Source organism: Vibrio sp. 1CM7H (genome assembly GCF_023161645.1).
Lineage (GTDB): Bacteria > Pseudomonadota > Gammaproteobacteria > Enterobacterales > Vibrionaceae > Vibrio > Vibrio diabolicus.
Genome location: NZ_JALNTV010000008.1, coordinates 20,745 through 45,167 on the forward strand (window position 1 = coordinate 20,745; position 24,423 = coordinate 45,167).

At 44.2% G+C, this 24,423-nt stretch carries 24 protein-coding genes; 22 read left to right on the top strand and 2 right to left on the bottom strand.

Annotated features, from left to right (window positions below; all coding sequences use genetic code 11):
* The first annotated feature begins 350 nt into the window (after positions 1–350).
* The 15 genes from nrfB to MSG33_RS20120 all read left to right on the top strand — a co-directional run bounded on the left by nrfB (position 351) and on the right by MSG33_RS20120 (position 14,798).
* Positions 351–953: a cytochrome c nitrite reductase pentaheme subunit gene (gene nrfB, locus MSG33_RS20050; protein ID WP_248381880.1), complete on the top strand. Its 603-nt coding sequence runs from the start codon at positions 351–353 to the stop codon at positions 951–953.
* Position 954: 1 nt separating this feature from the next.
* A complete protein-coding gene (gene nrfC, locus MSG33_RS20055) occupies positions 955–1,641 on the top strand; it encodes a cytochrome c nitrite reductase Fe-S protein (RefSeq protein WP_248381881.1) in 687 nt (228 codons plus the stop codon).
* The gene (gene nrfD, locus MSG33_RS20060; protein WP_248381882.1) at positions 1,638–2,609 is read left to right on the top strand and encodes a cytochrome c nitrite reductase subunit NrfD; all 972 of its coding nucleotides are present in this window, start codon (positions 1,638–1,640) and stop codon (positions 2,607–2,609) included. The genes nrfC and nrfD overlap by 4 nt, the downstream gene beginning before the upstream one ends.
* 9 nt (positions 2,610–2,618) lie before the next feature.
* Entirely contained in the window at positions 2,619–4,523 is a 1,905-nt protein-coding gene (gene nrfE / locus MSG33_RS20065) for a heme lyase NrfEFG subunit NrfE (protein WP_248381883.1), read from the top strand.
* A complete protein-coding gene (locus MSG33_RS20070) occupies positions 4,501–5,034 on the top strand; it encodes a DsbE family thiol:disulfide interchange protein (protein WP_053808914.1) in 534 nt (177 codons plus the stop codon). The genes nrfE and MSG33_RS20070 overlap by 23 nt, the downstream gene beginning before the upstream one ends.
* A complete protein-coding gene (nrfF, locus tag MSG33_RS20075) occupies positions 5,021–5,431 on the top strand; it encodes a heme lyase NrfEFG subunit NrfF (protein WP_053808915.1) in 411 nt (136 codons plus the stop codon). Before MSG33_RS20070 ends, nrfF begins: the two co-directional genes overlap by 14 nt.
* 146 nt (positions 5,432–5,577) lie before the next feature.
* Positions 5,578–5,754: a hypothetical protein gene (locus MSG33_RS20080; protein WP_005394761.1), complete on the top strand. Its 177-nt coding sequence runs from the start codon at positions 5,578–5,580 to the stop codon at positions 5,752–5,754.
* 217 nt (positions 5,755–5,971) lie between these two features.
* Positions 5,972–6,628, top strand: a complete 657-nt coding sequence (ribA, locus tag MSG33_RS20085) for a GTP cyclohydrolase II (RefSeq protein ID WP_005394759.1) — start codon at positions 5,972–5,974, stop codon at positions 6,626–6,628.
* Positions 6,629–6,804: 176 nt separating this feature from the next.
* Positions 6,805–8,067, top strand: coding sequence for an imelysin family protein (locus MSG33_RS20090; protein ID WP_047009973.1), 1,263 nt, complete (start codon positions 6,805–6,807; stop codon positions 8,065–8,067).
* A gap of 97 nt (positions 8,068–8,164) precedes the next feature.
* Positions 8,165–9,547: a di-heme oxidoredictase family protein gene (locus MSG33_RS20095; protein ID WP_248381884.1), complete on the top strand. Its 1,383-nt coding sequence runs from the start codon at positions 8,165–8,167 to the stop codon at positions 9,545–9,547.
* 10 nt (positions 9,548–9,557) lie between these two features.
* On the top strand, positions 9,558–10,595 hold the full coding sequence (locus MSG33_RS20100; protein WP_248381885.1) for an imelysin family protein: 1,038 nt from the start codon (positions 9,558–9,560) through the stop codon (positions 10,593–10,595).
* A complete protein-coding gene (locus MSG33_RS20105) occupies positions 10,576–11,658 on the top strand; it encodes a DUF1513 domain-containing protein (RefSeq protein ID WP_248381887.1) in 1,083 nt (360 codons plus the stop codon). Before MSG33_RS20100 ends, MSG33_RS20105 begins: the two co-directional genes overlap by 20 nt.
* A gap of 141 nt (positions 11,659–11,799) precedes the next feature.
* On the top strand, positions 11,800–13,341 hold the full coding sequence (locus MSG33_RS20110) for a L,D-transpeptidase family protein (protein WP_248381889.1): 1,542 nt from the start codon (positions 11,800–11,802) through the stop codon (positions 13,339–13,341).
* A gap of 166 nt (positions 13,342–13,507) precedes the next feature.
* A complete protein-coding gene (locus tag MSG33_RS20115; RefSeq protein WP_046876194.1) occupies positions 13,508–14,056 on the top strand; it encodes a DUF882 domain-containing protein in 549 nt (182 codons plus the stop codon).
* A gap of 85 nt (positions 14,057–14,141) precedes the next feature.
* A complete protein-coding gene (locus MSG33_RS20120) occupies positions 14,142–14,798 on the top strand; it encodes an MBL fold metallo-hydrolase (protein WP_048625699.1) in 657 nt (218 codons plus the stop codon).
* A gap of 18 nt (positions 14,799–14,816) precedes the next feature.
* Here the strand turns inward: MSG33_RS20120 and MSG33_RS20125 are convergent, their stop codons facing one another.
* Entirely contained in the window at positions 14,817–15,482 is a 666-nt protein-coding gene (locus tag MSG33_RS20125; protein ID WP_012841641.1) for a DUF2982 domain-containing protein, read from the bottom strand.
* 273 nt (positions 15,483–15,755) lie between these two features.
* On the opposite strand from MSG33_RS20125, the gene MSG33_RS20130 reads away from it, so the two are divergent.
* From MSG33_RS20130 to MSG33_RS20155, 6 genes are all read left to right on the top strand, one after another.
* Positions 15,756–16,160 carry a hypothetical protein gene (locus MSG33_RS20130; RefSeq protein ID WP_005394736.1) on the top strand — a complete coding sequence of 135 codons (405 nt, stop codon included), beginning with the start codon at positions 15,756–15,758 and terminating at the stop codon, positions 16,158–16,160.
* A 414-nt stretch (positions 16,161–16,574) separates the two neighbouring features.
* Entirely contained in the window at positions 16,575–17,666 is a 1,092-nt protein-coding gene (locus MSG33_RS20135) for a TRAP transporter substrate-binding protein (RefSeq protein WP_005394734.1), read from the top strand.
* A 115-nt stretch (positions 17,667–17,781) separates the two neighbouring features.
* Positions 17,782–18,321: a TRAP transporter small permease subunit gene (locus MSG33_RS20140; RefSeq protein WP_012841642.1), complete on the top strand. Its 540-nt coding sequence runs from the start codon at positions 17,782–17,784 to the stop codon at positions 18,319–18,321.
* 12 nt (positions 18,322–18,333) lie between these two features.
* Positions 18,334–19,620 (top strand): TRAP transporter large permease subunit, encoded by a 1,287-nt coding sequence (locus MSG33_RS20145; RefSeq protein ID WP_005394731.1) that lies wholly within the window; start codon positions 18,334–18,336, stop codon positions 19,618–19,620.
* A gap of 151 nt (positions 19,621–19,771) precedes the next feature.
* Complete coding sequence (locus MSG33_RS20150) at positions 19,772–21,127, top strand: cache domain-containing protein (RefSeq protein WP_005394729.1); 1,356 nt, start codon at positions 19,772–19,774, stop codon at positions 21,125–21,127.
* Positions 21,120–21,758 (top strand): response regulator transcription factor, encoded by a 639-nt coding sequence (locus MSG33_RS20155; protein ID WP_005394727.1) that lies wholly within the window; start codon positions 21,120–21,122, stop codon positions 21,756–21,758. The genes MSG33_RS20150 and MSG33_RS20155 overlap by 8 nt, the downstream gene beginning before the upstream one ends.
* A gap of 40 nt (positions 21,759–21,798) precedes the next feature.
* Here the strand turns inward: MSG33_RS20155 and MSG33_RS20160 are convergent, their stop codons facing one another.
* The gene (locus MSG33_RS20160) at positions 21,799–22,275 is read right to left on the bottom strand and encodes a MarR family transcriptional regulator (RefSeq protein WP_031780419.1); all 477 of its coding nucleotides are present in this window, start codon (positions 22,273–22,275) and stop codon (positions 21,799–21,801) included.
* Positions 22,276–22,662: 387 nt separating this feature from the next.
* Here MSG33_RS20160 and MSG33_RS20165 point away from each other — a divergent pair, with 387 nt between their 5' ends.
* Positions 22,663–24,234: a BCCT family transporter gene (locus tag MSG33_RS20165; RefSeq protein WP_005394723.1), complete on the top strand. Its 1,572-nt coding sequence runs from the start codon at positions 22,663–22,665 to the stop codon at positions 24,232–24,234.
* Positions 24,235–24,423: the final 189 nt, after the last annotated feature.

Consider the following 24,423-nt stretch of genomic DNA (forward strand, 5'->3'; position numbering starts at 1 on the left):
ATGAAATAGTGACCGAAATTGGCCTTGTTTTAGATCAATTTATGCTAGTGATCTTAATCATGTTTAAGTTCATATACCCCTAAAGTGGTATATTGTAATCCCCTTTAATCACAGTGTGTTATGGGGATAACCATTTTAAAAATAAGGTGATTAAGTTCGCTTTTTGAACATGTGATTCTACCTCTTAGGAATTATAGAGGTATTATAAATACAGGTTTAGCGTTGTGGCTTTCCAAAATAAGAATTGATGTCATTTGAAGGTGTAAAAATATCTTCAGAGGAAATTAATTGTTGCTCAAATAATAGTTGATAACAGTTATCAATTATTATCGAGCTAAGGAAAGAAAAATATGGGCAATATAAAATTGACCATAGAGACAATGCTGAAATTTCTCTTCATCTTTGCCATCTATGGTTTTTTCACCGCCGCCCATGCGACTTCTTCAGAGCCAGTTGAAGGTGCTCAAGCTGAGCGTCATCAAGTCGAGTTGATTCGTGACCGAGACTATAAATGTCTTCAATGTCATAAGGATGCTAAAGATACTCTGAATCTATCGCATGATTCGCAAGCGTTATTGAGTCAAGGTAAGCAGCTCAATTGCACTAACTGCCACAGCAACATTGGCCCTGATCACCGTGAAGGCGCACCCGATGTGATTAAGTTTTCTGCTGCGCAATCGAAAGCGGTGCACGACAAAGTGTCCCTTGACCCAAGCATGATTCTTAAAGCTAATAGCCAGTGTGTGGATTGCCATGCACCGACACAGCTTAGAGAAAGCCACTGGACGCACGATGTGCACGCCAAAAACCTCACTTGTTCAAATTGCCACGATGTACACGCAGCGAAAACCAAAGCGTTGTCGTACGACAGAAAACAACTGATCAAGCAGTGTGTGGATTGTCACTCTGAATTTGCCGTCGAACCTGAACTTGCCAAAGAAGAGGAGAGATAGCATGAAATGTTCGAGAAGAAACTTTTTAGCCGGCAGCGGCGCGTTGATTTTAACTACAGGCGTTGCAGGCACTACCATTGTTAGCTCCTCTCTTTATGCCAGCAACAGTGAACAAGCGAAACGCATGGGTATGGTTCATGATGAAAATGCCTGTATTGGCTGTACCGCTTGTACCGATGCTTGTCGCGAAGTAAATAAAGTCCCTGAAGGCGTAACGCGACTTAAAATTCATCGCAGTGAACCGACTGGCGAATTTCCAGATGTGGAATACCAGTTTACTCGCGAATCCTGTCAGCACTGTGATAACCCACCATGTGTGTACGTTTGTCCAACAGGCGCTGCATACAAAGATGAAGCGACCGGCATCGTGGATGTGCACAAAGAGAAATGTGTCGGATGTGGTTATTGCCTTGCTGCTTGCCCTTACCAAGTGCGCTTCTTTAATCCAGTCGATCACTCTGCGGATAAATGTAACTTCTGCCGTGATACCAACCTGGCGCAAGGTAAGCAGCCAGCTTGCGTGGAATCTTGCCCAACAAAAGCACTCATCTTTGGTGATTTAAATGATCCAACTAGCGAGGTGAGCAAAGCTATCGAAAGCCATGTTGTCTATCGCGATAAATCGCATTTAGGTACGCAACCTAAACTGTACAAAATTCCGCATAGCAAAGGGGAGGTGTCATCATGAACGGATTCGAAAGTGCATTCCACTTTGACTCGTTAGTCTGGGATTGGATCATCGCGATTTACTTATTCCTTGCTGGGATGTCAGCAGGTGCGGTGATGATTTCTATCTATTTAAAACGCAAAGTGATTGAAGGTGATCCCGCAAACAACGGCATCATGAAAGCGATGGCTTGGCTCGCACCATTTGGCATTATTTCTGGCTTAGTGATTTTGATTTTCCACTTAACTAAACCGCTTGAGTTTTGGAAGATCATGATTTATTACAACCCGACTTCCGTGATGTCGATGGGCGTTGTCTTGTTCCAAGTGTACATGCTAGTGCTGTTTGTTTGGATTGGCGTTATCTTCCGTCATCAAATTATCAGCTTCTGTGAAGGGAAGTTACCGAGCAAACTGTTGGATTTTGCCGATGGCATCTTGATTAAAGCAGGGAAAGCCAACAACGCAATTGAATTATTCTTGGGCTTCTTAGCCATCGTGCTTGCGGCATACACCGGCTTTTTATTGTCTGCATTGAAGACTTACCCAATGCTAAACAATCCAGTACTGCCAATCTTATTCCTATTCTCTAGTTTGTCATCTGGCGCAGCAGCATGTTTGATGTTCGGCATCTTGGTGTTTAAAGAGTCGACCAGCAGCCCTAGTGTGTCTTGGGTGCACGGATTTGAACGCCCAGTGGTATTGTTTGAGCTGTTTGTCTTAGTAACGTTTTTTACCGGGCTTATCTTTAGTGGCGGGCAAAATGAAGCCGCGGCTTGGAATGCCATTTCGAGTGGATTCTGGGCTCAGTGGTTCTGGGTTGGGGTGGTGCTCATCGGCATGATAACGCCTTTGACTCTTAATTGGTTGACGCCTTCTGAAGTTCGTCATAGGGGAAGTTACGTTTTTGCGGTCACAACGTTGAGTTTGGTTGGCGTACTCATGCTGCGTACTTTCATTCTCTATGCTGGTCAAATGACCATCGTGTAAGGAGGCAAAATGGAGGCTGAGCTCGGTTTCTTTTTGTTGATATTGGTGGCTGTCGCATCGACATGTGCGACGCTGCTGCATTGGGTTTGCTTTACGCTGAGTAAGAAGGGAGTGTTGCCACACCAAACCGCAACGTCTCATATTATCAGCTTAGCCTCCTTAGTTTGTTTGGCGCTTTTGATAGTCTGTTTTATTCAGGATAATTTTGCGCTTGAGTATGTGGTTACACACTCGAACAGCCAGTTACCTATCGCGTTTAAGATTGCAGCTGCTTGGGGCGGCCATCAAGGGTCTATGTTGTTTTGGGTGGTTACGTTGAGCTTATGGGCCTCATTTATTGCTATCAAGTCGCCAGTTTGCACTCAATATACAGGCGATTGCTTGGGTATCATGAACTTACTTATTGCTATGTTCGCTTGGTTTACCCTCACCACGTCCAATCCTTTTGAGTATGCTCAGACGCTAGCGTTGGAGGGACGAGATCTCAATCCGATGTTGCAAGATATCGGGCTTATTATTCATCCACCGCTGTTGTATTTGGGTTACGTTGGTTATGCCGCGATACTGGCGTTCGCTTTAGCTGCGTTATTAGCGAAGCGACCTATAAATGAATGGTATGGTGTTGCCCGTAGTGCCGCTTTCTTTGCTTGGGGTACGCTAACAATTGGAATTTTGATCGGTTCTTGGTGGGCATACAATGAATTAGGTTGGGGCGGGTGGTGGTTTTGGGACCCGGTAGAAAACGCGTCTTTGCTGCCTTGGTTAGTGGGTACCGCACTACTGCATAGCGGTGTGTTGTCGAAGCGTAATAAAGGAGCAATTTGGAGCACCTACGCATTGGCTTTTGCGACGTTCAGTTTGAGTATTCTCGGCACATTTGTGGTGAGATCGGGTGTATTAACCTCAGTACACGCGTTTGCGGTTGATCCAACCAAAGGTGTAGTACTTCTTGCTGTTCTCAGCGTTTTGGTGGTTGTCACTTTTGGTGTGCTCATTGTGCGAGGGCTACATATTCCTCGTTTTACGCTCGATTCGTTAATAAGTCGTGCCTACATGGTATACATCGCTATTGGACTTCTCGTTGTTTGTATGGCGATTGTTTTCCTCGGTACCTTTTACCCAATGCTCTATCAACTGCTTGGCTTGGGTAATATATCCGTTGGGGCACCTTACTTTAACAGCCTCGTTTTTCCCCTTACATTACTTGCTCTGACCTTTCTCGCCTTTATGCCCGTGTTGAAGTGGACGAAAGGAGCCAGTCCTCATGCCGTTAAAACCATTGGGTTTGTCGGTATTCATGTTATTGCGGTTAGCGCTATTTTCGTTTTTGCTACTAAAGAGCTTCATATAACGACTCTGATTACTCTGGTATTAGCGACGTGGGTAGTGGTTTCTCATGTGCTATTGCTGTTTTGTGCAGAAAACAAGAGCAAATTAATGCCTATGCTTCTTGCTCATGTTGGCTTTGCGTTGGGTGCAAGCGGGGCAGTATTTAATAGTGACTATTCGTATGAATACAACTTACGGGCAGAGCCTGGTAGCTCGTATCAAAAAGCGGGTATCACCGTTGATTACCATGGGATTGAATGGTTAGTTGGGCCGAACTACACCGCAGAACAGGGGAGTGTTGATCTTTATTTGGAGAGCGGTAAGGCGCTGAACTTTCACCCCGAGAAACGGCATTACCCTGTACGCGTGATGAATATGACCGAGCCCGCTATTCGATCACTGTGGCATGGAGACTACTACATCACTTTGGGTGACAAGCTCGACAACAGCGCCTACGCAATTAAAGTGCAATATCGGGCGGGTATCTGGTGGATATGGTTTGGTGGCGCTTTAATCGTAATAAGTGCTTTGGGGAGTATGATGAATCTAAGGGGAAAAGGTAATGAGATCGAAAAATACGCTTAAACTGATCGTTCTCATATTGCTAGTTGCGATTTTTGTTGTCACCGCGACAATGGCATTATCCGATAGACCAAACGTAGAAATACAACAAAATCGTGTGTTATCTATCCCGGATTTTACCGCTTACTCACTCATTTCAGGCAATCGAATCACCGATGCAGTACTAGAAAATCAAGGTTATGTGCTATTGAATGTTTGGGCGTCTTGGTGTGGGGTTTGTAAACAAGAACATGATGATTTGCTCAAATTAGCTCGACGAGGTGTGCCCATCGTTGGCCTTAACTATCGAGATAAAGAGAGCGCGGCTAAGCGCTATTTGAGCTCCTCACACAATCCATATACCGAAGTTATATCCGATCCTAATGGGCAACTGGCGGTTGAACTTGGTGTAATAGGAACGCCTGAAACTTACTTAATTGATCAAAATGGCAATGTTTTGATCAAATATAGAGGTAAGTTAACAATAGACAAATGGAACTCGTTATTTTCAGGGTATTTTAATGTCTCACTTTAAATATGCTTACTTCATTATTGTTTTGTTTTCTTTGTGTTCTTCTTGGGTCAAAGCAGAGCAAATTACGCAGCATGTTGATCTGTTTGAATTTCATTCCGTTGAACTGCAACAAAGAGCAATTGCATTAGCTAAGGCTTTACGATGCCCGCAATGTCAAAACCAAAACCTTGTTGAATCTAATGCACAAGCCGCTAAAGATTTAAGATTGAAAGTGTACTCGATGGTAAACGAAGGAAGCACGGATCAAGAGGTAAAAGATTATTTGGTTCAGAGATATGGGAATATCGTTTTGTATCAGCCACCATTTAATTATTCGACAGCGGCGTTGTGGATCTTTCCTCTATTACTTTTGATCTTTTTTATCTTATTTTCGATCAAAATGATAAAGCGTCAATAATGTGACCACTATTCCACTATGGGAAATAAATCGTGCAGATAACAAACAGAATGTTATCATTTTTCCGAATTTATGAAGATTCCAGTATAAAGAAAATCAACGATTTGAGCTGGAGAAGTAATAAAAGAACTAAGTAGGTGCACGCAGTGGATTCAGTTATATTACAGTTAAAAAAAGACTTTTATTCGCAGATTCGTGCATTGCAAACCTCGAAACTGCCTCAAGTTACATCGTCTCTTGCCGTATTAACCGAAGAAGAAATTCAAGAACTCGAAGCGGTATGGATAGAGCTTACGGTTTGGAAACGTAGCCAAACACATTAAATCATCACCCCTACATGTAACTCATTATCAACCCCAGACAAAATTTGTGTGGGGTTTTTTATTGTAGTTTTTCAAAATTGTTATACTATAACAATTCGTCAGCGCGGGGGAGTTGTTCTCTTTGGCTGTCTTTAGGGGATAACTGCTCTCAATTGTGATCTCTATATTGAAAAATGCGGTATCAATCCCCATAGTTGAAGAGCAATGAGTGAATCCCATGAATGCAATAACGAAAACGCATCAAGCGCATCAAGCAATAAATCGAGTGAGTATAGATATGGCGGAAGTACGTGCCAGAGTAGATTTTAAAGTCGGGGCTAAAAGTAATATCGATGCTGAAATCCTGTCTTTTCGTGGCCTGAAGACAGACAAAGAGCATGTGGCAGTTATCTTTAGGCAAGCGGATCAAACGCAAGAAACGCCTTTGGTGCGTATGCATTCAGAATGTCTTACTGGTGATGTTTTTCACTCATCCCGCTGTGATTGCGGCGAGCAATTAGAAGAAACCATTCAACGCATGGGCGAATCTGGCGGTATTATTTTATACCTACGTCAGGAAGGTCGTGGTATTGGTCTATACAATAAGATTGATGCGTACCGTTTGCAAAGCCAAGGTATGAACACCTATGAAGCAAACAACCATTTGGGTTTTGACGATGACCTTCGTGATTTCACTGAAGCAGCGCAAATGCTCGAAGCATTAGGTGTAAGTAAAATTCGCCTTGTGACCAACAACCCTAAGAAAATCCGTGAATTAGCAGAATACGGCATCGAGATTGTTGAGGTTGTCAATACCTCTGCACATATTAAAGATGGTAATGAAAGCTACCTAAAAGCAAAAGTTTCTCATGGTAAGCACAATCTAAAATTCTGATTTTATTTATTAAATTATCAGTTTTGCATGTTAAAAGCCTCACAATGATGAGGCTTTTTTTGTATCTAGAGTTGAAAATAAATTGTAAATTTGTATTATCTCGTGACTAATAGTGCAAATAAGAATAATTAGCACTACGAATAAAACAAATAAATTGCTCAACAAGGATGCTTCAGATGAATGCAAAAACAGTTTTAGTCCAATCTATTGCTGCATCACTCCTCATTGCCAGTGGTTCTACCGTTGCTGCCCAAGTAACGAAACAACAAGTCGTTGAACATTATGCAGACGTTGCACATGCAGTCTTTGCTGACTCAGTGACAACGGCGAAAACGCTCGACGTAAAAATCGACGAATTCCTAAAATCGCCATCAGCGGATAAGCTTGAAGAAGTAAAACAAGCGTGGCTAGACTCTCGCGTTCCGTACCAACAATCTGAAGTATTCCGTTTTGGTAACGCGATTGTTGATGACTGGGAAGGACAGTTAAATGCATGGCCACTTGATGAAGGCCTAATTGACTACGTAGCGACAGATTACCAATATGAACTCGGTAACGAAGGCGCTGCTGCAAACATCATCGCAAACACCAGTTTACAGATTGGTGCTTCTAAACTAGACGTTTCAAAAATTACTCCAGAATTGCTAGCGGATCTCAACGAAGTAGGTGGTTCTGAGGCAAACGTTGCGTCAGGTTACCACGCGATTGAATTCTTACTTTGGGGTCAAGACCTAAACGGCACAAACGCAGGCGCAGGTCAGCGCGCTTACACAGACTTCGTTGTCGGTTCTGAGTGTACGAATGGTCACTGTGACCGTCGTGGTGAGTACCTAAAAGCGGCAGCCGATCTACTGGTTCAAGACCTTGAATGGATGGAAAAACAGTGGTCTGCGGAAGTGAAAGGCAACTACCGTGAAACGCTTCTTAATGATTCTGCTGATAATGGCCTACGTAAAATGTTGTTCGGTATGGGTTCATTGTCTTTAGGTGAGCTTGCTGGTGAGCGTATGAAGGTGGCGTTGGAAGCAAACTCGACAGAAGATGAGCACGATTGTTTCTCAGACAATACGCACAACTCTCATTACTACAACGAGCAGGGCATCTATAACGTTTACACAGGTCTTTACAAGCGTGAAGACGGCACATTGCTTTCTGGTCCGAGTATTGCTGACCTAGTGGCTCAAAAAGACAAACAAGCAGCTAAAGAGATCCAGAAGCAGTTTGATGTTACGCGTAATCAAGTTGGTAAATTGGTTACGTCTGCGGAGAAGAACAACCAGCACTTCGACCAGTTAATTGCAGCGGGTAATGCACAAGGCAACACGTTAGTGAATGACACCATCATGTCATTGGTTGCTCAAACCGGTTCAATTGAGCGTGCTGCGGGTATCATTGGCATTGATAGCCTAAGTCCTGATACTGCTGACCACGAGTTTTAATCAAAGTACAAAAAATAATTGAAAGGGCTCGTTTGAGCCCTTTACCGTTTTAACTCGCTGTTATCCCACTCCTCTTGTTGTGTTTTAGAGCAATGATATGAAGCCTTACTTAATTTCGGCCTTGGCCGTGATCTTTTCTTCTACTGCTATCGCGTATGATGTGAAATCTGGTGGACAAACGAGCGTCAAAAAAGAAGGCGCCAACGCGTATTCTCTTCCTGCCGCGAACCTTCCTATGAGTAAACGTCTTGATTTTAGCGTGGGCAATAGTTTTTTCCGCAACCCTTGGGTACAAGCGCCAGCGTCTACCGATGCCAGAGATGGTTTGGGACCTCTTTTCAATACAAATGGTTGTCAAAACTGCCACATCAAAGATGGTCGTGGTCATCCTCCAGAGCAAAATGATTTGCATGCGGTGTCCATGTTAGTGCGTTTGAGCATCCCTGCGATGACGTCAGAACAAAAAACAGCGTACATCAGAGACGGCGTTATACCTGAGCCGACTTATGGCGGCCAGCTCCAAGACTTTGCCCTGCAAGATCAAACGCCAGAAGGAAAAATCGAAATCACGTACACCGATGTGCCAGTGAAGTTTAAAGACGGCACGACGGTGACACTAAGAAAACCTCATTTGAATATTACCGATCTAGGTTACGGCGATATGCACCCTGATACAGAATTTTCAGCGCGTGTTGCACCGCCAATGATCGGCCTTGGTTTGTTAGAGAGTATTCCTGACGAAACGCTACTTGCATGGGCTGATGCACAAGATGCAAATAAAGACGGTATCTCAGGTAAAGTAAACAAGGTTTGGGATATTGAGAAGGACGACTTCTCGATTGGTCGTTTTGGCTGGAAAGCCGGACAACCGACGTTAATGCAGCAAAATGCAGCAGCATTCAATGGTGATGTGGGTCTGACGAGCCATTTATTCCCCAATGAAAACTGTACCTCGAAACAAAGTATTTGTGACGACATGCCAAATGGCGGCAAACCCGAAGTGAGTGAAAATATTCTCGACTTCGTTGAGTTTTACAGCCAGCACTTAGCCGTACCTATTCGCCGAAATATGAACGATCCTAGCGTGAAACTCGGTCAGAAAATCTTTGCGGCTTCTGGCTGTGAAAGCTGCCATAAGACCAGTGTCAAAACGGCGAAGCGACCAGAGTTACCAGCGCTTTCTGAGCAGCTTATCCATCCATATACAGACATGCTTCTGCACGACATGGGTGAAGGTTTAGCCGATAACCGTCCTGAGTACTTAGCAAACGGCCGTGAATGGCGAACGGCACCCCTATGGGGCATTGGTTATACCGAAGAAGTAAACGGGCATACTTACTTTCTACATGATGGCCGCGCTCGTAACCTGATGGAAGCGGTGTTGTGGCACGGCGGCGAAGCTGAAACGGCGAAACAAAACGTCTTAGCACTGAACAAAAAAGAACGTGACGCATTGATTGCGTTTCTGAATTCTCTATAAGGAAGCAACCATGAAAAAAACACTATTAGTGAGTGCGGTTGCCGCAACGTTAAGTTTGGTTGGTTGCCAATCGACCATCGGTTCGAGCTCAGCCAAGCCTGAGAGTACAAGCCATATTTCTCAAAGCGTGTACGAGGTCGAGTTTCAATCAGCTCAGACGTTTTTAGCGCAAACTACAGAACTTGAGCAACGCTTCGCGGATTACTGCGCATCAGAGTCGAAAGATGATGCGCCAGTAAAACAGCAATGGCAGCAAACTATGCTTGCTTGGATGGCATTACAAGGTCAAGAGCGTGGCCCTGCTACGGCGTTGGAGCAAAGCTGGAATGTTCAGTTTTGGCCAGATAAAAAGAACACAACTGGTCGTAAAATGTCCGTACTGACGAAATCTGATCAAGCTTGGAGTGCAGAAGATATCTCCACCCAAAGTGTCACCGTGCAAGGTTTAGGTGCATTGGAATGGCTGCTTTACGATAAAGCGTCGACCTTATCTAGCAACAGCAATACTTGTGCGACAGGCGTTTCGATTGCAGAAAACCTCGATGACAAAGCACAGATCATCGCGGATTCTTGGGCAGAAAACCCTTGGAAATCGCTGGAGATGACGGAATGGGAATCTGAGTACATTTCACTGCTCTCTAATCAGCTTGAATACAGCATGAAGAAGTTGAGCCGACCGCTAGCGAAGATTGGTAAGCCTCGCCCGTATTTCTCAGAATCGTGGCGTTCAGAGACCTCGCTTTCAAACCTAAAAGCCAACCTTCAAGGGATGGAAGCGTTGTACTTTGCTAACGGAAACGGTCTAGATGCGCTACTTAGAGAGCAAGGCCATGCAGATCTCGCAGACCGTGTTGTTCATCAGTTCGAAATGGCGTTAGAAACTTGGCCAGAAGATAAGAGCTTGTTTGCTGCACTACAAACAAAAGAAGGCTATCGCATGGTGCTCGCTCAATATAATAAGCTAGAGCAATTGAAGTACCTGATTCACGAAGAAGTGGCGATCGAGCTTGGCGTGGTTATAGGATTTAATGCAACCGATGGTGACTGATCAAACCCGCCGAAACTTACTGAAAGCCGCTCTATTCGGGGCGGCTACACCTATGATGCCATTTGGGTGTGCTTCAACAATCTCACGTGAGCCTGCGTTGATCGGCTGCTCTATCATTGGCAGAGATAAATATGCAGCGGTGGTGGCAGATGAGCATGGTATGCCGCTATCTTCATTGCCGATTCCTGAACGTGGTCACGGTGTGGCAACAAACCCACAAGGCCACGCGGTAGTTTTTGGTCGTCGACCAGGTACTTTCTTCATGGTGTTTGATTATCGCTCAGAGCAGATGATCAAACTGCAGCTCGCAAAGCCAAATCGCCATTTCTATGGTCATGGTGTTTACTCCCACGATGGCACGTTGCTATTCGCCACAGAAGGGGAAAGGGGGACAAGTCGCGGGATCATCGGTGTTTATGATGTGCAGAAGCAATATCAAAAAATCGATGAGTTAACAGGTTTTGGCCTTGGCCCTCATGAAGTGATCATGATGCCTGATGGCGCATTAGCGATTGGCGTCGGTGGCGTACACACCAACGGCCGTGAACCGCTCAATCTAGATAGCATGAGACCAAGCCTGAGTTACCTTTCACAAGAAGGTGAGCTGTTGGATCAAGTCTCTTTACCAGATCATAAGTTGAGCATCCGTCATTTAGCGCATGATGGTGCAGAGACGGTACTGTGTGGTCAACAATATCGTGGAGAGCCGGATGAATACCCAGCTTTACTTGCGATGCACATTCGTGGAGGTGTGATGCAATCTTTGCATGCGGAACCCGAAGAGTGGGCGAGATTTAATCACTATGTCGCGAGTATCGCGGCGACGGATGAATGGATCCTTGCGACTTCTCCTCCGGGCAGTTGTTATGGGATATGGTCCAAAGCTACAGGGAAGTTGGTTGAGTTAAGTGCTTTGCCAGATGCATCGGGAGTGGTGACATATGGAAAGGAATTCAGGGTCAGCTCTGGTGCTGGCAAAGTGATTGAGCAAAGGCCAACGACACATAAAAGCGCTTCTTTTAGTGGTGTTCAATGGGATAACCATTGGTCAAAGATTGTTTGAACCCAAGTAGATAAAGAAACTTGATGTTAATTTCGACATCAGATTCTTAATTTTAAACCTGCAAGCTGTGAGATATTTGCCATACTTTTCATTATGGCAAGTAGCGCAAGGATCGTTTCAGTGTTTGCTAGGGTTTTAATCATGACGGCACTTATGGTGCCGTTTTTCAGCTTTTCTACCGTCATTTCTCTCGAAGCTTCTGCACAAACAGAGCAAGAGGGAGCGGTACAAAAGCTGTCTGTCGAAAAAATGATCCATTATCCAGAGGTGATTGACCAGCTTTATCAAAGTACCAATTACCGTTTGAACTGGGAAAATGAAAGCGATATTGAGCAGTTTCTTTTTCAAGTAAACTTGGTTGCTCTTGCTGGCGTCACGGACGAATTCGAGAATCAACTCCATCGTATAAACCAAGTTCGATGGCAGGGAGATAACCTCGACTTTGATTTGGTGATGACAGATTCACTGTTGATGTATCTCAGCTATCTCGAGCAGCTCCCTGAAGAAGGCATCAACTGGTTATTTGCTAACAAAACCCACGTGATTTTACCTGCTCCTAGTATCGATACTTTGTCCGTACTGAGTAACGAAATTACGGTTGGCAAACTTGGTCAATTCTTAGCAAGCCTTCGCTCTCCTTTACAAACGGACGAAGCTTTTTATTCCGCTTACTCCTCTTTATCCGAGCACGCTCAGTATCAATACCCACTCTATGAACAAACGGGCCTCGCCCGTGTTGGTGACCAATTAGAAAATAAACCGCTTCTGATTGAGCGTATGGAAGTGGTTGGTGTGGATGTATCGTATTTAGATATCACGACCCAACAGTATGATGAAGAATTAGAGTTAGCGGTGAAAGAGTTTCAGCGTATTCATGGCTTGAAAGAGGACGGGGTGATTGGCCCGAATACCATTCGATGGATCAACTTTTCTCCTCAAGAACGATTGCATCTATTGGCGCTGAACTCAGAACGTTCAAGGATTTGGTCCAAAGACAGAGATAATGTTGTCTTTGTAAATGTACCTGGATACGAAGTAACGTATTGGCACGATGGTCAACCGTTGTTCGAGTCTAAAGTTGTGGTTGGCAGAGCCTCAAGAAAAACACCAATCATGTCGGGGACTCTTGACTCCGTCATTCTCAACCCCACATGGAATGTGCCATGGACCATAATGGTGAAAGACATCATTCCTAAAGTGAAACGTAATCCGATGTATTTGATTAACCACAACATTCAAATCATCCGGTCTTGGACTTCAAACGAAATTATTGACCCTACAACCATCAATTGGGCGACGGTGAATCCGAGAACATTTCCTTATCGTATGCGACAGGCATCGGGATTACACAATGCATTGGGATTGTATAAGTTTAATATGCCAAACCCCCAAGCTATCTATTTGCATGATACGCCAAGTAAAAACTTGTTCGAACGAGATAGACGCGCATTCAGTTCCGGGTGTGTCCGCGTTGAACATGCCGACCAACTGGCGGAGCTCTTATTCAAAACTCAGGGACTAGAAGAGCGCTTAGCGAAAAAACGGGAAAGTACGCGTCGCTCTAACACGTCGGTTCCTTTAGGAGAACGCATCCAAGTGCACATTATTTATCAAACCGCATGGCTAGAAGAGGGAACACTTTACTACCGAGATGATATCTATAAATACGATCACCGTAGTTGAAATCTTTAAATAAAATTTACAAAACTAAGAATCTTCTGTTTGTTCAATAATTAAGCGTTAATCGCCACATCTTAAAATTAGGGTGGAGCGATGTATGCATTTGACGTGACAAATGTGTTTGGGTAATGTCCGCGACTTGTTTAGTTGTTGAGCATTGTTTTTTGAAATGGTAAGTCGTAATTTTTCCCGCCGAGATTTCCTTAAAATGACCGCTGGTGGCGTGGTTTTGGCATCTGCCTTGCCATCGATTTCATGGGCTTCATTCCCTGACGAGGCACGTGAGTTGGCGATGAACAACCTTAATACTGGAGAGCTCCTCGAAACATGCTATTTCGATGGTAAACGCTATCTTGATGATGAACTAGAAAAGCTGAATGAGTTTTGTCGTGATCACCGTCGAAACGAAGTTCATCCGATGGATCGACGCTTGTTCGATCAAATCAGCCAGATTCAAAAGCTGATCGGTACAGATGCAGAAGTCATTGTAATTTCTGGTTACCGTTCGCCTTTGACCAATGCGTCCCTACGCAAAGGGGCTAGCGGAGTGGCAAAGAAAAGTCTTCATATGGAAGGTAAGGCCATAGACTTCCGTCTTGATGGAGTGAAATTGTCTACTGTACGCGATGCAGCAATTAGCTTGAAAGCTGGTGGTGTTGGGTATTATCCAAGTAGTAACTTTGTCCATATCGATACAGGTGCTGTGCGTTCTTGGTAAGTCAATAGCAAGCCTTGAAGTCGCATGGGGTTAGTGTCATAGTTGCGCCAGTTTTAACGCAAATTTGTTTGGTAATAGGTTTTCTATGGCTCTGAAATACCAAGTTGTCCCAGTGACATCTTTTTCTCAAAACTGTTCTATCGTGTGGTGTGATGAAACGATGAAAGGCATCGTTATTGACCCAGGCGGTGACGAAAAGCAACTTGCTATGCTCATTAAAGAGCTTGGCATCGAGATCGTCAACTTGGTGCTAACTCATGGGCACCTAGATCATGTTGGCGGAACAGAGCCGCTGGCTGCAATGCTTGGTGGTACTGAGATCATTGGACCTCATAAAGCGGATAATTTTTGGCTACAAGGTCTAGAAGGGCAAAGCCAAATGTTTGGTTTCCCATTGACTGAAGCCTTTGAACCGCATCAATGGTTAAATGAGGGTGACACTGTCACGTTTGGTAATCAAGTATTAAAGGTATTCCACACACCAGGTCATACTCCTGGCCACGTTGTTCTTTACAGTGAAGAAGCGCGCTTGGCGTTTGTGGGCGACGTATTGTTTAACGGTAGCATTGGCCGAACTGACTTCCCACAAGGTGATTTCAATACCTTGATTAGCTCTATCAAAGAGAAATTGTGGCCTTTAGGCAATGATGTCACGTTTGTCCCTGGCCACGGCCCTCAATCGACTTTCGGTCACGAGCGTAAAACTAACCCGTTCGTTGCTGACGAGATGCCGCTTTACTAAAAGCGCGTGTACTAAGCATTATTCTGGCTCGGCGGCAGCTAAGTATCGCCGAGTCAGTCCCACAAAATCCTCTGCTTCACGATCTAGGTCACTGGCTGATATAAACAGATCGTAGCCGTAAAATCCTCTTTGATATTTCATACGGTTGGCGAGCATCGCCAGTAAGCCTTTATACTCAATCCCATTGCTGTTTATGTATGGCTTAGGATCAAGCACCATATCTTCAAACTTTTCTTCACACTGATTCTGCTTCGCACCTAAATAAAGTAGTGCGCGTTGGCTAAGGAGAATTTCTGTCGCTATACGAGGGCAGATCGAATCCAAATAAGGTGAGTAGTGTTTTAGACGAATACCAATCCAAGGTAGCGGCTGATGCCACCCTTCCTGCTGGTAGCTACAAATCCCTATTGACTCAATATTTCGCCATCGGACGACCCATCCGCCTTTAAAAAGATGTTGTTGGAAGTGAGAAGCTGTCAGCGTAAAAGTGACTTGGCTTTTTTTGATCATCAAGATGGCGAAACCAACAATTGCAGACATCAAAATGACCGACAACATGGCTTGCTTCCATCCCGGAGAAATGACAACCAAAAACAGGGTTATCAGTGCAACGAGCAACAAAAGTATTCTGTTGATAGGGGAGTCGGGTTTGAAATGTGAATTTGTTAGGTGCAGCGTTTCCATGCTTATAACCTCATCGAATACTTGATCAAAAATGCGTGGATGACTAAATGTGCATTGACTTGCATTTGAAATAAAAGAAACCTCTGTTTTTATACCCAGTATTCAATAAATCCGTTTATAAAATATCTGATTAAATAGTAGACGTTCTATGCTTTGAGCGCATTTTTCATCGCGTTTCGCCGCTAAAACCTACAAATTGCTTGTGAATTTTGGTATAAAACGCGCTTCAAATTTTCATCCCTGCTGAGATGCAGTGAACTGGAGAAATATTCAATGAGACTTGCTCATAAGCGTAAAGTGCAGATGAAACTGCAAAAACGCATTAAAGCGACAGTAGCAAACTTAGCTGCAGCACCTAAAGCAGTGAAGCCTGTTGCCGAAAAAGCAGTAGCACCTTCTGTTGCTGAAAAAGCTGTTGCGGAGAAAGTAGTAGCTGAGAAAAAAGTAGCTGCAGTGAAAACAGTTGATGTTGCCCTTACTCCTAAGCAACAACAAGTATTAGACATCGTTGTAGCAAATGCTGAAGGTATTAACCCTAAAGGCATTGGTCTAGCTGCAGGTCAAGAAGATACTAAAGCGGCATCATGGGCTACTGGCGCACTGAAGAAGCTTCTTGAAGAAAACCTAGTTCAAAAAGAGCAGTTAGCAGGTAACAAAGTTATCTACAAAGCAGTTTAATTACCGCTACCGTTCTAGATTGAATACCTCGGCCAATGCCGGGGTATTTTTTTATCTTCGTATTGAAAGTGATCCATTAGGTATTGATTTTAACGCTGCCAATAAGTGCTTTGTCACATTTTCTTAAATACTATGTAAATTTTTTGGCAGAGAAGTACGTACGTATCATTTTTCTTTTTACATCGTTAAGGGAAAAGTAACTCATTAATTTTATGATGGTTAAACTTATTGCATAACAGCTGTCCTACGTAGTTATACGTAATACCTAAGGCTAATGTCTTATTGATGAATTACTCGCTTCCGTGTTCATGCCCATTTCGCATTCGACAACATTGTTACATCTTTTATACCGAATACAGCCAATCCTAATGAAATGGATGACAACAATAACCTTGGTGATAAAGGACGTGAACGATGAGTCTAATCCAAAAATCTTTAAAACGAGTGCTCAAAACAACCGCTGTCGTTGCCGCGATGACATTCGTTGTGACTTCTGCAAATGCTGCTGAAAAAGTCTATCGTTTAAAGCTTGCTGAAACTTGGGGACCTAACTTCCCGATTTTTGGTGATGCGACAAAAAACATGGCAAAAATGGCAGAGGAGATGTCCAACGGGCGTCTGCAAATCCGTATTGATTCCGCAAACAAGCACAAAGCGCCTTTTGGGGTGTTTGATATGGTTAAGTCTGGCCAATACGACATGGGCCACTCGGCGTCTTACTACTGGAAGGGCAAGGTTCCAAACACACTTTACTTCACTTCTATGCCTTTCGGTATGTTACCAACTGAGCAGTATGCGTGGTTTTACTACGGCGGTGGTATGGAGCTGATGGAGAAGGTGTACTCTCCACATAATTTGATGTCTTTCCCTGGCGGTAATACCGATACTCAGATGGGCGGGTGGTTCCAGAAAGAGATCAAGTCCGTCGAGGATTTGCAGGGTTTGAAAATGCGTATCCCAGGTTTTGCTGGTGAGATCTTGGCAGAGCTAGGTGCAAAACCAACGAATATCGCCCCTGGTGAACTATATACCTCTCTAGAGCGTCGCACAATTGATGCCTTGGAGTGGGTTGGTCCATCATTGGACTTGCGCATGGGCTTCCACAAAATCGCGCCATACTACTACACAGGTTGGCATGAGCCAGCAACTGAGCTTCAGTTCCTTGTTAATAAGCGTACTTGGAACCGTCTACCTGATGATCTAAAAGCGATTTTACAAGTAGCAATGAAAACCGCCGCTTACGATATGTACACGCAATCGAAACACGAAAGTGGCAAAAACTGGGCATCTATCAAATCTGAATACCCAAATGTTGAAGTCAAAGACTTCCCGCCTGAAGTAGTGGCTGCGTTGCGAGAAGCAAACGATCGTTTGTTGAAAGAGCACGCAGAAAAAGATGCTTTGGCGAAAGAGATTCAAGAGTCGCAAGCGAACTACATGAATCAAGTTCGACCTTGGTCAGACATTTCACACCGAGCTTACTTAAACAGTCAAGCTCAACAATAACGTTATGACGCAGGCGACGCCGAGAGGTTTAGCCTGCGAACGAAGCCCAAGAAAACTTCATAATGAATGCTCCGCACCATAGCGGAGCGTATCCAAACGTTCCACGGAGTTCGGAATGAGAAGTCTTATTTATATTGAGCGATTATTTAACCGCTTTAGCGATTTTCTCGGATGGTTGTCCAGCATCCTGTTTATTTTATTGTTGGTGAATGTGGTTTACGACGTTGTGATGCGATATGTATTCAACGATGTATCCATTGCATTCCAAGAAATGGAATGGCATCTATTCTCCGCCGTATTTCTGCTTGGTGTGCCTTACGCGATTAAGTCTGGTGGCCATGTTCGCGTCGACATTTTTTATGAACGCTTATCTTACAAAGCACAATCCATCATCGACATCATAGGCACGCTATTTTTCTTATTCCCTTTTTGCCTACTGGTGGCTTGGTTTGGTATCGATTTCGCCAAAGAAAGTTACGCGCTAGGCGAGACGTCTGGTGATCCAGGCGGATTGCCATATCGTTGGATCATCAAAGCGATGATTCCGCTGTCATTTTTCTTTATGGCAGTCAGTGGCATTGGACTGCTGCTGCATTCGATCAACAAGATTGTTAACCCTCATCTTATCTATGCCGGTAATAACGGTAAGTCGTAAAAGGAAGTCATTATGATCGGTATAGTGATGTTTTTTGTCGCGCTCTTTGCGCTTTTATTGGGATTCCCCGTTGCCTTTACTTTTGGCGGTATTGCACTGATTTTTGGTGTTTGGGCTGAAGGCATCGAGATGTTTGCTTTCATGCCATATCGTATTCAATCCATTATGGAAAATACGGTGCTAATGGCCGTACCATTGTTTGTCTTCATGGGACTAGTACTTCAGAAGACGAAGCTTGCAGAGCAACTGCTTGAGTCGATGGGACGTCTGTTTGGCGGCGTCCGTGGTGGTATTGCTATTTCGACAGTATTAGTTGGCGCACTACTTGCCGCGTCAACGGGCGTAGTCGGCGCGTCGGTTGTTGCGATGGGGCTGATCTCACTCCCTGTGATGCTTAAATACAATTACGACAAAGGCTTGGCGTGCGGGACTATTTGTGCGTCTGGTACCTTGGGACAAATTATTCCACCTTCTATCGTGTTGATCTTGTTAGGGGATGTACTCGGCGTTCCGGTAGGGGACCTATTTCAAGCTGCGATTTGGCCCGGTATTACACTTGTTGGCGCCTATGTGATCTACATTCTTATTTACGCAAAGTTGAACCCTCAAGCCGCACAGGCGATAGAGCGTGATGAGTCGATCAGTCGAAAGCAAGAAGTGTTCACCGCGCTGAAAGCCGTTTTACCGCCACTAGCACTGATCATTGTGGTATTGGGCTCAATCTTTGCTGGGATTGCAACGCCAACAGAGTCAGCGGCTCTGGGCGGCGCTGGTGCGATAGTTCTGTCGTTACTGTATAAGCAGTTTAGTTGGTCGATGATTTATGATGCATCGAAAGAAACCGTTAAAGTAACCGCAATGGTCTTTGCTATTTTGCTAGGGGCAACCGCCTTCTCAATGGCATTTACCTACACTGGCGGTGATTATCTAGTCGAAGAGTGGATGTTAGAACTGCCGGGTGAAAAGTGGGGCTTCCTCATCATTACCATGGTGGTGATTCTGATTTTAGGCTTCTTTATCGACTTCGTTGAAATCTGCTTTATCATCGTGCCAATTATTGCGCCGGTCGCTGAGTTGATGGGCATCAATATGACGTGGTTTGCGATTCTTATCGCAATGAACTTACAGACATCATTCCTAACACCGCCATTTGGTTTTAGTTTGTTCTATCTAAAAGGCGTCGCACCAGCAGGTGTCACTACGCGAGATATTTACAAAGGTGTGATGCCGTTTATCGCGATTCAAATTGTCGTGTTGGCTTCTTTGCTGTTTTTCCCTGGCTTTTATGGCATGAGTTGATCACTCGATAATAAAAGAGATTTTGTGAACTGAGAGTTTTTACCTTTTGAGACAAGTTGTTAAGCTGCTATTTATGTCTAGGCGGACGAAGTCGAGTTATTTGTGCTGCTAAGATAGTGAGCTGTAAAGCAGCGTTTCATGGAGGAAAGGGATGCCTCTCAAAGCAAAGTTAATTCTGCTGACATTGATACCCGTGGTATTGGTGTCAGCGAGTATCAGTTGGATTTCTATCTATCAAACCAAGACTCTTGGCAAAAGGGAGGTAGAGATCTTTCATCAAAACCTGATCCAATCAAAAGAGGCGGCGCTGAAAGACACGGTCGACGTCGCCTTTGACTCCATTTCTTATATCTACAACGATCCAACCTTAGAAGAGAGCGTTGCTAAAACACGCGTGAAAGCGATTTTAAACCGTTTAAGCTACGGAGCAGACGGCTACTTTTTCGCTTACGATAAATACGGTACCAACCTTGTACATCCTGTTCTTCCAGAGCTAGTTGGGGAGAACTTACTCTATCTTGAAGACGAGAATGGCGATCGTCTAATAGAAGCTTTGTTGTATCAAGCTCAATCAGGTGGTGGGTTTCATCAATACCTGTGGCAAAAGCCATCTACGGGTGAGGTCGTCCCAAAGCTTAGCTACGCCGCATGGCTCGATAAGTGGGAATGGATGATAGGGACAGGGCTCTATATTGAGGACGTCAGCCAAGAAGTTGCCAATATGCGTGCTGCGGTGAACAAAAATATCGAAACGACTTTTTTCTCGGTCGTCGTGATCTTAGCGGTGACCGTTGCTGTAATTATCGTTCTCACTTTAGCGATCAATCTGCATGAACACCGTCTTGCCGATAAAAACCTTAAAGAGTTGGCACATAAAACCGTCATGTTTCAAGAGGACGAGAAAAAGCATCTAGCGAGAGAGTTGCATGATGGAATCAACCAGCTGTTAGTTTCTAGTAAATGTCATTTGGATTTAATGAGTCATAGACTGGAAGACGAAAAACTCAAATCCCACTTAGACAAATCGCAACGCTCATTGGTCACCGCGATAAATGAAGTAAGGCATATTTCTCATCAACTTCGCCCTAGCGCCCTTGATGATATCGGCTTAGAGGCGGCACTGACCACTTTACTGCAAGACTTTCACTCTCACTCTGGGATTGATATCGAGAGTAATTTTGATACTCAGCAGTACAAACTGACGTCGGAGGTCGCGACGACCTTGTATCGTGTTGCTCAAGAGTCTTTGAACAACATCGAAAAACACGCAAGAGCGAAAAAAGTGACGGTTACTTTGCAAAAAATGGGCAATATGCTGCAATTACTCATACGTGACGACGGTGTTGGCTTTGTGGTTAACCAAGCAGTGCACCAACAAGGGATTGGGTTAAGGAACATGCAAGAGCGTGTAGAGTTCATTGGTGGTGAGTTTGAACTGATGAGTGAGCTTGGTTTAGGAACAGAGATTACCGTGCTGCTTAATTTGGATGAGTTAGTTTATGGATAAACCGATTAGTGTGGTGATTGTTGATGATCATCAAGTGGTCTTAGATGGCTTCATGGCTCGCTTGGAGTTAGAGCCTGACATTGAAGTGGTCGGTACGGCAAGCAATGGGTTGGAAGCGATTGAAGTCGCAAAGCACCTTCAGCCTGATGTCATCTTGATGGACATTAGCATGCCGATAATGAACGGTATTGAAGCGACTGGGGTAATTAAAGAAGAGCGACCAGAGAGCAAAATACTTATGCTGACCATGCATGATAACCGTGAATACATCATGAAGGTCATGCAAGCTGGCGCAGTAGGGTACATGCTCAAGGAAATCTCGGCCGAGAAAATGGTGCAAGCAATAAAAACGGTAAATCAAGGTTCAACGTATTTCTGCGAGTCTGTCACACAAACGCTTTTTACCCAAGAGGTGGTGCCAGCCACTCAAAAAACGAATCCACTTAGCCGCAGGGAAGAAGCGGTGCTTAAATTAGTCGCTCAAGGAAACAGCAGTAAGAAAATAGCCACACTACTTAACATTAGCTACCGAACGGTAGAAACGCATCGCCATAACATTAAGCACAAGTTGGATTTACATTCGACGGCAGAGCTAGCGAAATATGCGTTTGAAACAGGGTTAACGGAGTAGGAGAGTAGTGCCCGCAAAAAGCGAGCACGTGAGAGCGAAATTAATCGACTTTTGTAATGCTGCCAAGCTCGAGCATTGGAGCGACATCGATATCCTCTGCATTCATCATTGTTGAGATGCGCTGAACGGAAGATAGCAGCAGAGACTGCTCCCATTCTTCCAATTTTTGGAATCGATTAATGAAGTGTTCCTGCAATGGCGTTGGTGCTTGCTTTAGGGCTTCTTGGCCTTTGCTCGTAAGTACAGCATGCACTTTACGCTTGTCTTGAACACTGCGTTGACGCTCAACAAACTGGCCTCGTTCTAGTCTATCTAGAATGGTCGTTGCGGTCGCTTGGCTCATGTTAGTGTGGCTAGACAACTGTTTAATCGTTACGTTATCTAACTCATTGATAGCACGCATCAAAATCAACTGTGGAGCGGTCAATCCAGACTCTTTGCTCAGCTTTTTAGAATGTAAATCAATAGCGCGGATGATCTGACGAATCGAGACCAATACTTCTTCGTACTTTTCCAATTTATTCATCCAGTCTGTAGGGAACATTTATCGAGGCGACACTAACTTAAATGCGCCCTTATTTAAAGGGGTGGAATCAAAAATTACCACTACAATTTTAAGTAGTGTCTCCAATTTCATTTTGTCGCGTCGTGTAGACAAAATAAGAAGACCTAAAATTATTATAGCAATAAATGTTTGTGGTCTAACTATTGCTCTAGTGGTTTATCCTTTTAAAGGCGGAAATTGCTGAGTGAAAAGTAAGTTATTGGATTTTTTCATAGCAAAAAGATAGACAAAAACGTGTCAAATGATAGGATCTTGCGCCTTCACGGAATGTAAAACGTATCGTGTTCGAAAGATTTTTTTGTTTGGTACGTAAAAACAGTACAAAAATAGAGAGGAACGATGACAAAGGGTATAGATAAGTACAGTATCGATAGTACCGACTATACGGTAGGTCAAGACAACGTTCAAAAATGGGGTTTTGATGTTCATAACCCAGTTTTTGGTATTAGTGCAGGTTTAATTGCGCTGTTTCTTGTCGCTGCATTAGTTCTAGATGCACATACCGCAAAGACGGCACTTGATGGGCTGAAATGGAAGATCATTGGTTCATTCGATTGGTTGTTCATTATTGCAGGTAATATTTTCGTTATTTTCTGTTTGGCACTTATCGTTTCGCCAATGGGTAAAATCCGCCTAGGTGGTAAAGACGCTGTTGCCGATTACTCGTTCATGTCATGGCTTGCAATGCTATTTGCGGCTGGTATGGGTATCGGTTTAATGTTCTGGAGTGTCGCAGAACCTGTCGCTTACTTCACTGGTTGGTATGAGACGCCACTCGGTGTTGAAGCAAATACACCAGAAGCAGCGAGATTGGCACTGGGTGCGACGATGTTCCACTGGGGGCTTCACCCATGGGCAATTTACGGTGTTGTAGCACTTTCTTTAGCATTCTTTGCCTACAACAAAGGATTACCGCTGTCTATGCGCTCGATCTTCTACCCGCTTCTGGGTGATCGCGCGTGGGGCTGGGCTGGTCATATCGTGGATATCTTGGCCGTTCTTGCGACCTTGTTTGGTCTTGCAACGTCACTGGGCTTAGGTGCACAACAAGCGGCAAGTGGTATTCATCACGTATTTGGTGTTGAGCCAGGCCTTGGCCTACAAATCGTCGTCATTACCGTTGTAACTTTGCTGGCTGTTGTTTCAGTCGTACGTGGTATTGATGGTGGCGTTAAAGTCATTAGTAACATCAACATGGTTGTGGCGTTCTTGCTACTGATTCTTGTTGGTCTTATCGGTTGGGCGGCGAGTCTAGGCTCGATTCCAACCACACTTATGGCATACGTAGAGAATATTATTCCGCTAAGTAACCCGTTTGGTCGTACAGATGAGGCATGGTTCCAAGGCTGGACAGTATTCTACTGGGCTTGGTGGATTTCATGGTCACCATTCGTAGGTATGTTCATTGCGCGTGTTTCTCGCGGTCGTACCGTTCGTGAATTCATTACAGCCGTTCTATTGGTTCCAACCGCTGTTACGGTTGTTTGGATGTCAGTATTTGGTGGTCTAGCGATCGAGCAAGTTGTTGATAAAGTAGGTGAGTTGGGCACGAATGGTTTGACTGACGTTTCACTTGCTATGTTCCAAATGTTCGATGTTCTTCCATTTGGTAGCATGCTTTCAATCATTGCTGTTGTGTTGGTACTTGTGTTCTTCATCACGTCTTCTGACTCTGGTTCACTTGTTATCGACAGCATCACAGCGGGCGGTAAAGTCGACGCTCCTGTACTTCAACGTGTTTTCTGGGCATTTATGGAAGGTGCAATTGCGGTTGCTCTACTGTGGATTGGTGGCTCAGAAGCGGTTCAAGCGCTTCAGGCAGGTGCAATTTCTACAGCACTACCGTTTACCTTCATTCTGCTTGCAATGTGTGTGAGCTTATTGATGGGTATGAGAACAGAACGTCAATAACTCAGGCATTTTATAAATCTGTCTGAGTAACAAGTAATCAAAAGGCCAGCATTTTGCTGGCTTTTTTTGTGCGGTTTTTATGACGGTGAGACAAAAAAATGACACATGAAAGTTCATATTTTACAAAGAGTTAATGTGCTATTTTGTTTTTTAAAAATTAGTGAATAGTCGTGAAAAAGTGTGTAATAT

Excerpts from the sequence above, each read along its gene's own strand:
- MSG33_RS20150 (WP_005394729.1), top strand. The coding sequence starts at position 19,772 with ATGCCTCTCAAAGCAAAGTTAATTCTGCTGACATTGATACCCGTGGTA.
- ribA (WP_005394759.1), top strand. The coding sequence starts at position 5,972 with ATGAATGCAATAACGAAAACGCATCAAGCGCATCAAGCAATAAATCGA.
- MSG33_RS20135 (WP_005394734.1), top strand. The coding sequence starts at position 16,575 with ATGAGTCTAATCCAAAAATCTTTAAAACGAGTGCTCAAAACAACCGCT.
- MSG33_RS20095 (WP_248381884.1), top strand. The coding sequence starts at position 8,165 with ATGAAGCCTTACTTAATTTCGGCCTTGGCCGTGATCTTTTCTTCTACT.
- MSG33_RS20155 (WP_005394727.1), top strand. The coding sequence starts at position 21,120 with ATGGATAAACCGATTAGTGTGGTGATTGTTGATGATCATCAAGTGGTC.
- MSG33_RS20090 (WP_047009973.1), top strand. The coding sequence starts at position 6,805 with ATGAATGCAAAAACAGTTTTAGTCCAATCTATTGCTGCATCACTCCTC.
- MSG33_RS20145 (WP_005394731.1), top strand. The coding sequence starts at position 18,334 with ATGATCGGTATAGTGATGTTTTTTGTCGCGCTCTTTGCGCTTTTATTG.
- MSG33_RS20130 (WP_005394736.1), top strand. The coding sequence starts at position 15,756 with ATGAGACTTGCTCATAAGCGTAAAGTGCAGATGAAACTGCAAAAACGC.
- nrfB (WP_248381880.1), top strand. The coding sequence starts at position 351 with ATGGGCAATATAAAATTGACCATAGAGACAATGCTGAAATTTCTCTTC.
- MSG33_RS20105 (WP_248381887.1), top strand. The coding sequence starts at position 10,576 with ATGCAACCGATGGTGACTGATCAAACCCGCCGAAACTTACTGAAAGCC.
- MSG33_RS20165 (WP_005394723.1), top strand. The coding sequence starts at position 22,663 with ATGACAAAGGGTATAGATAAGTACAGTATCGATAGTACCGACTATACG.
- MSG33_RS20140 (WP_012841642.1), top strand. The coding sequence starts at position 17,782 with ATGAGAAGTCTTATTTATATTGAGCGATTATTTAACCGCTTTAGCGAT.
- nrfE (WP_248381883.1), top strand. The coding sequence starts at position 2,619 with ATGGAGGCTGAGCTCGGTTTCTTTTTGTTGATATTGGTGGCTGTCGCA.
- nrfD (WP_248381882.1), top strand. The coding sequence starts at position 1,638 with ATGAACGGATTCGAAAGTGCATTCCACTTTGACTCGTTAGTCTGGGAT.
- MSG33_RS20125 (WP_012841641.1), bottom strand. The coding sequence starts at position 15,482 with ATGGAAACGCTGCACCTAACAAATTCACATTTCAAACCCGACTCCCCT.
- MSG33_RS20120 (WP_048625699.1), top strand. The coding sequence starts at position 14,142 with ATGGCTCTGAAATACCAAGTTGTCCCAGTGACATCTTTTTCTCAAAAC.
- MSG33_RS20110 (WP_248381889.1), top strand. The coding sequence starts at position 11,800 with ATGACGGCACTTATGGTGCCGTTTTTCAGCTTTTCTACCGTCATTTCT.
- nrfC (WP_248381881.1), top strand. The coding sequence starts at position 955 with ATGAAATGTTCGAGAAGAAACTTTTTAGCCGGCAGCGGCGCGTTGATT.
- MSG33_RS20115 (WP_046876194.1), top strand. The coding sequence starts at position 13,508 with ATGGTAAGTCGTAATTTTTCCCGCCGAGATTTCCTTAAAATGACCGCT.
- MSG33_RS20100 (WP_248381885.1), top strand. The coding sequence starts at position 9,558 with ATGAAAAAAACACTATTAGTGAGTGCGGTTGCCGCAACGTTAAGTTTG.
- nrfF (WP_053808915.1), top strand. The coding sequence starts at position 5,021 with ATGTCTCACTTTAAATATGCTTACTTCATTATTGTTTTGTTTTCTTTG.
- MSG33_RS20070 (WP_053808914.1), top strand. The coding sequence starts at position 4,501 with ATGAGATCGAAAAATACGCTTAAACTGATCGTTCTCATATTGCTAGTT.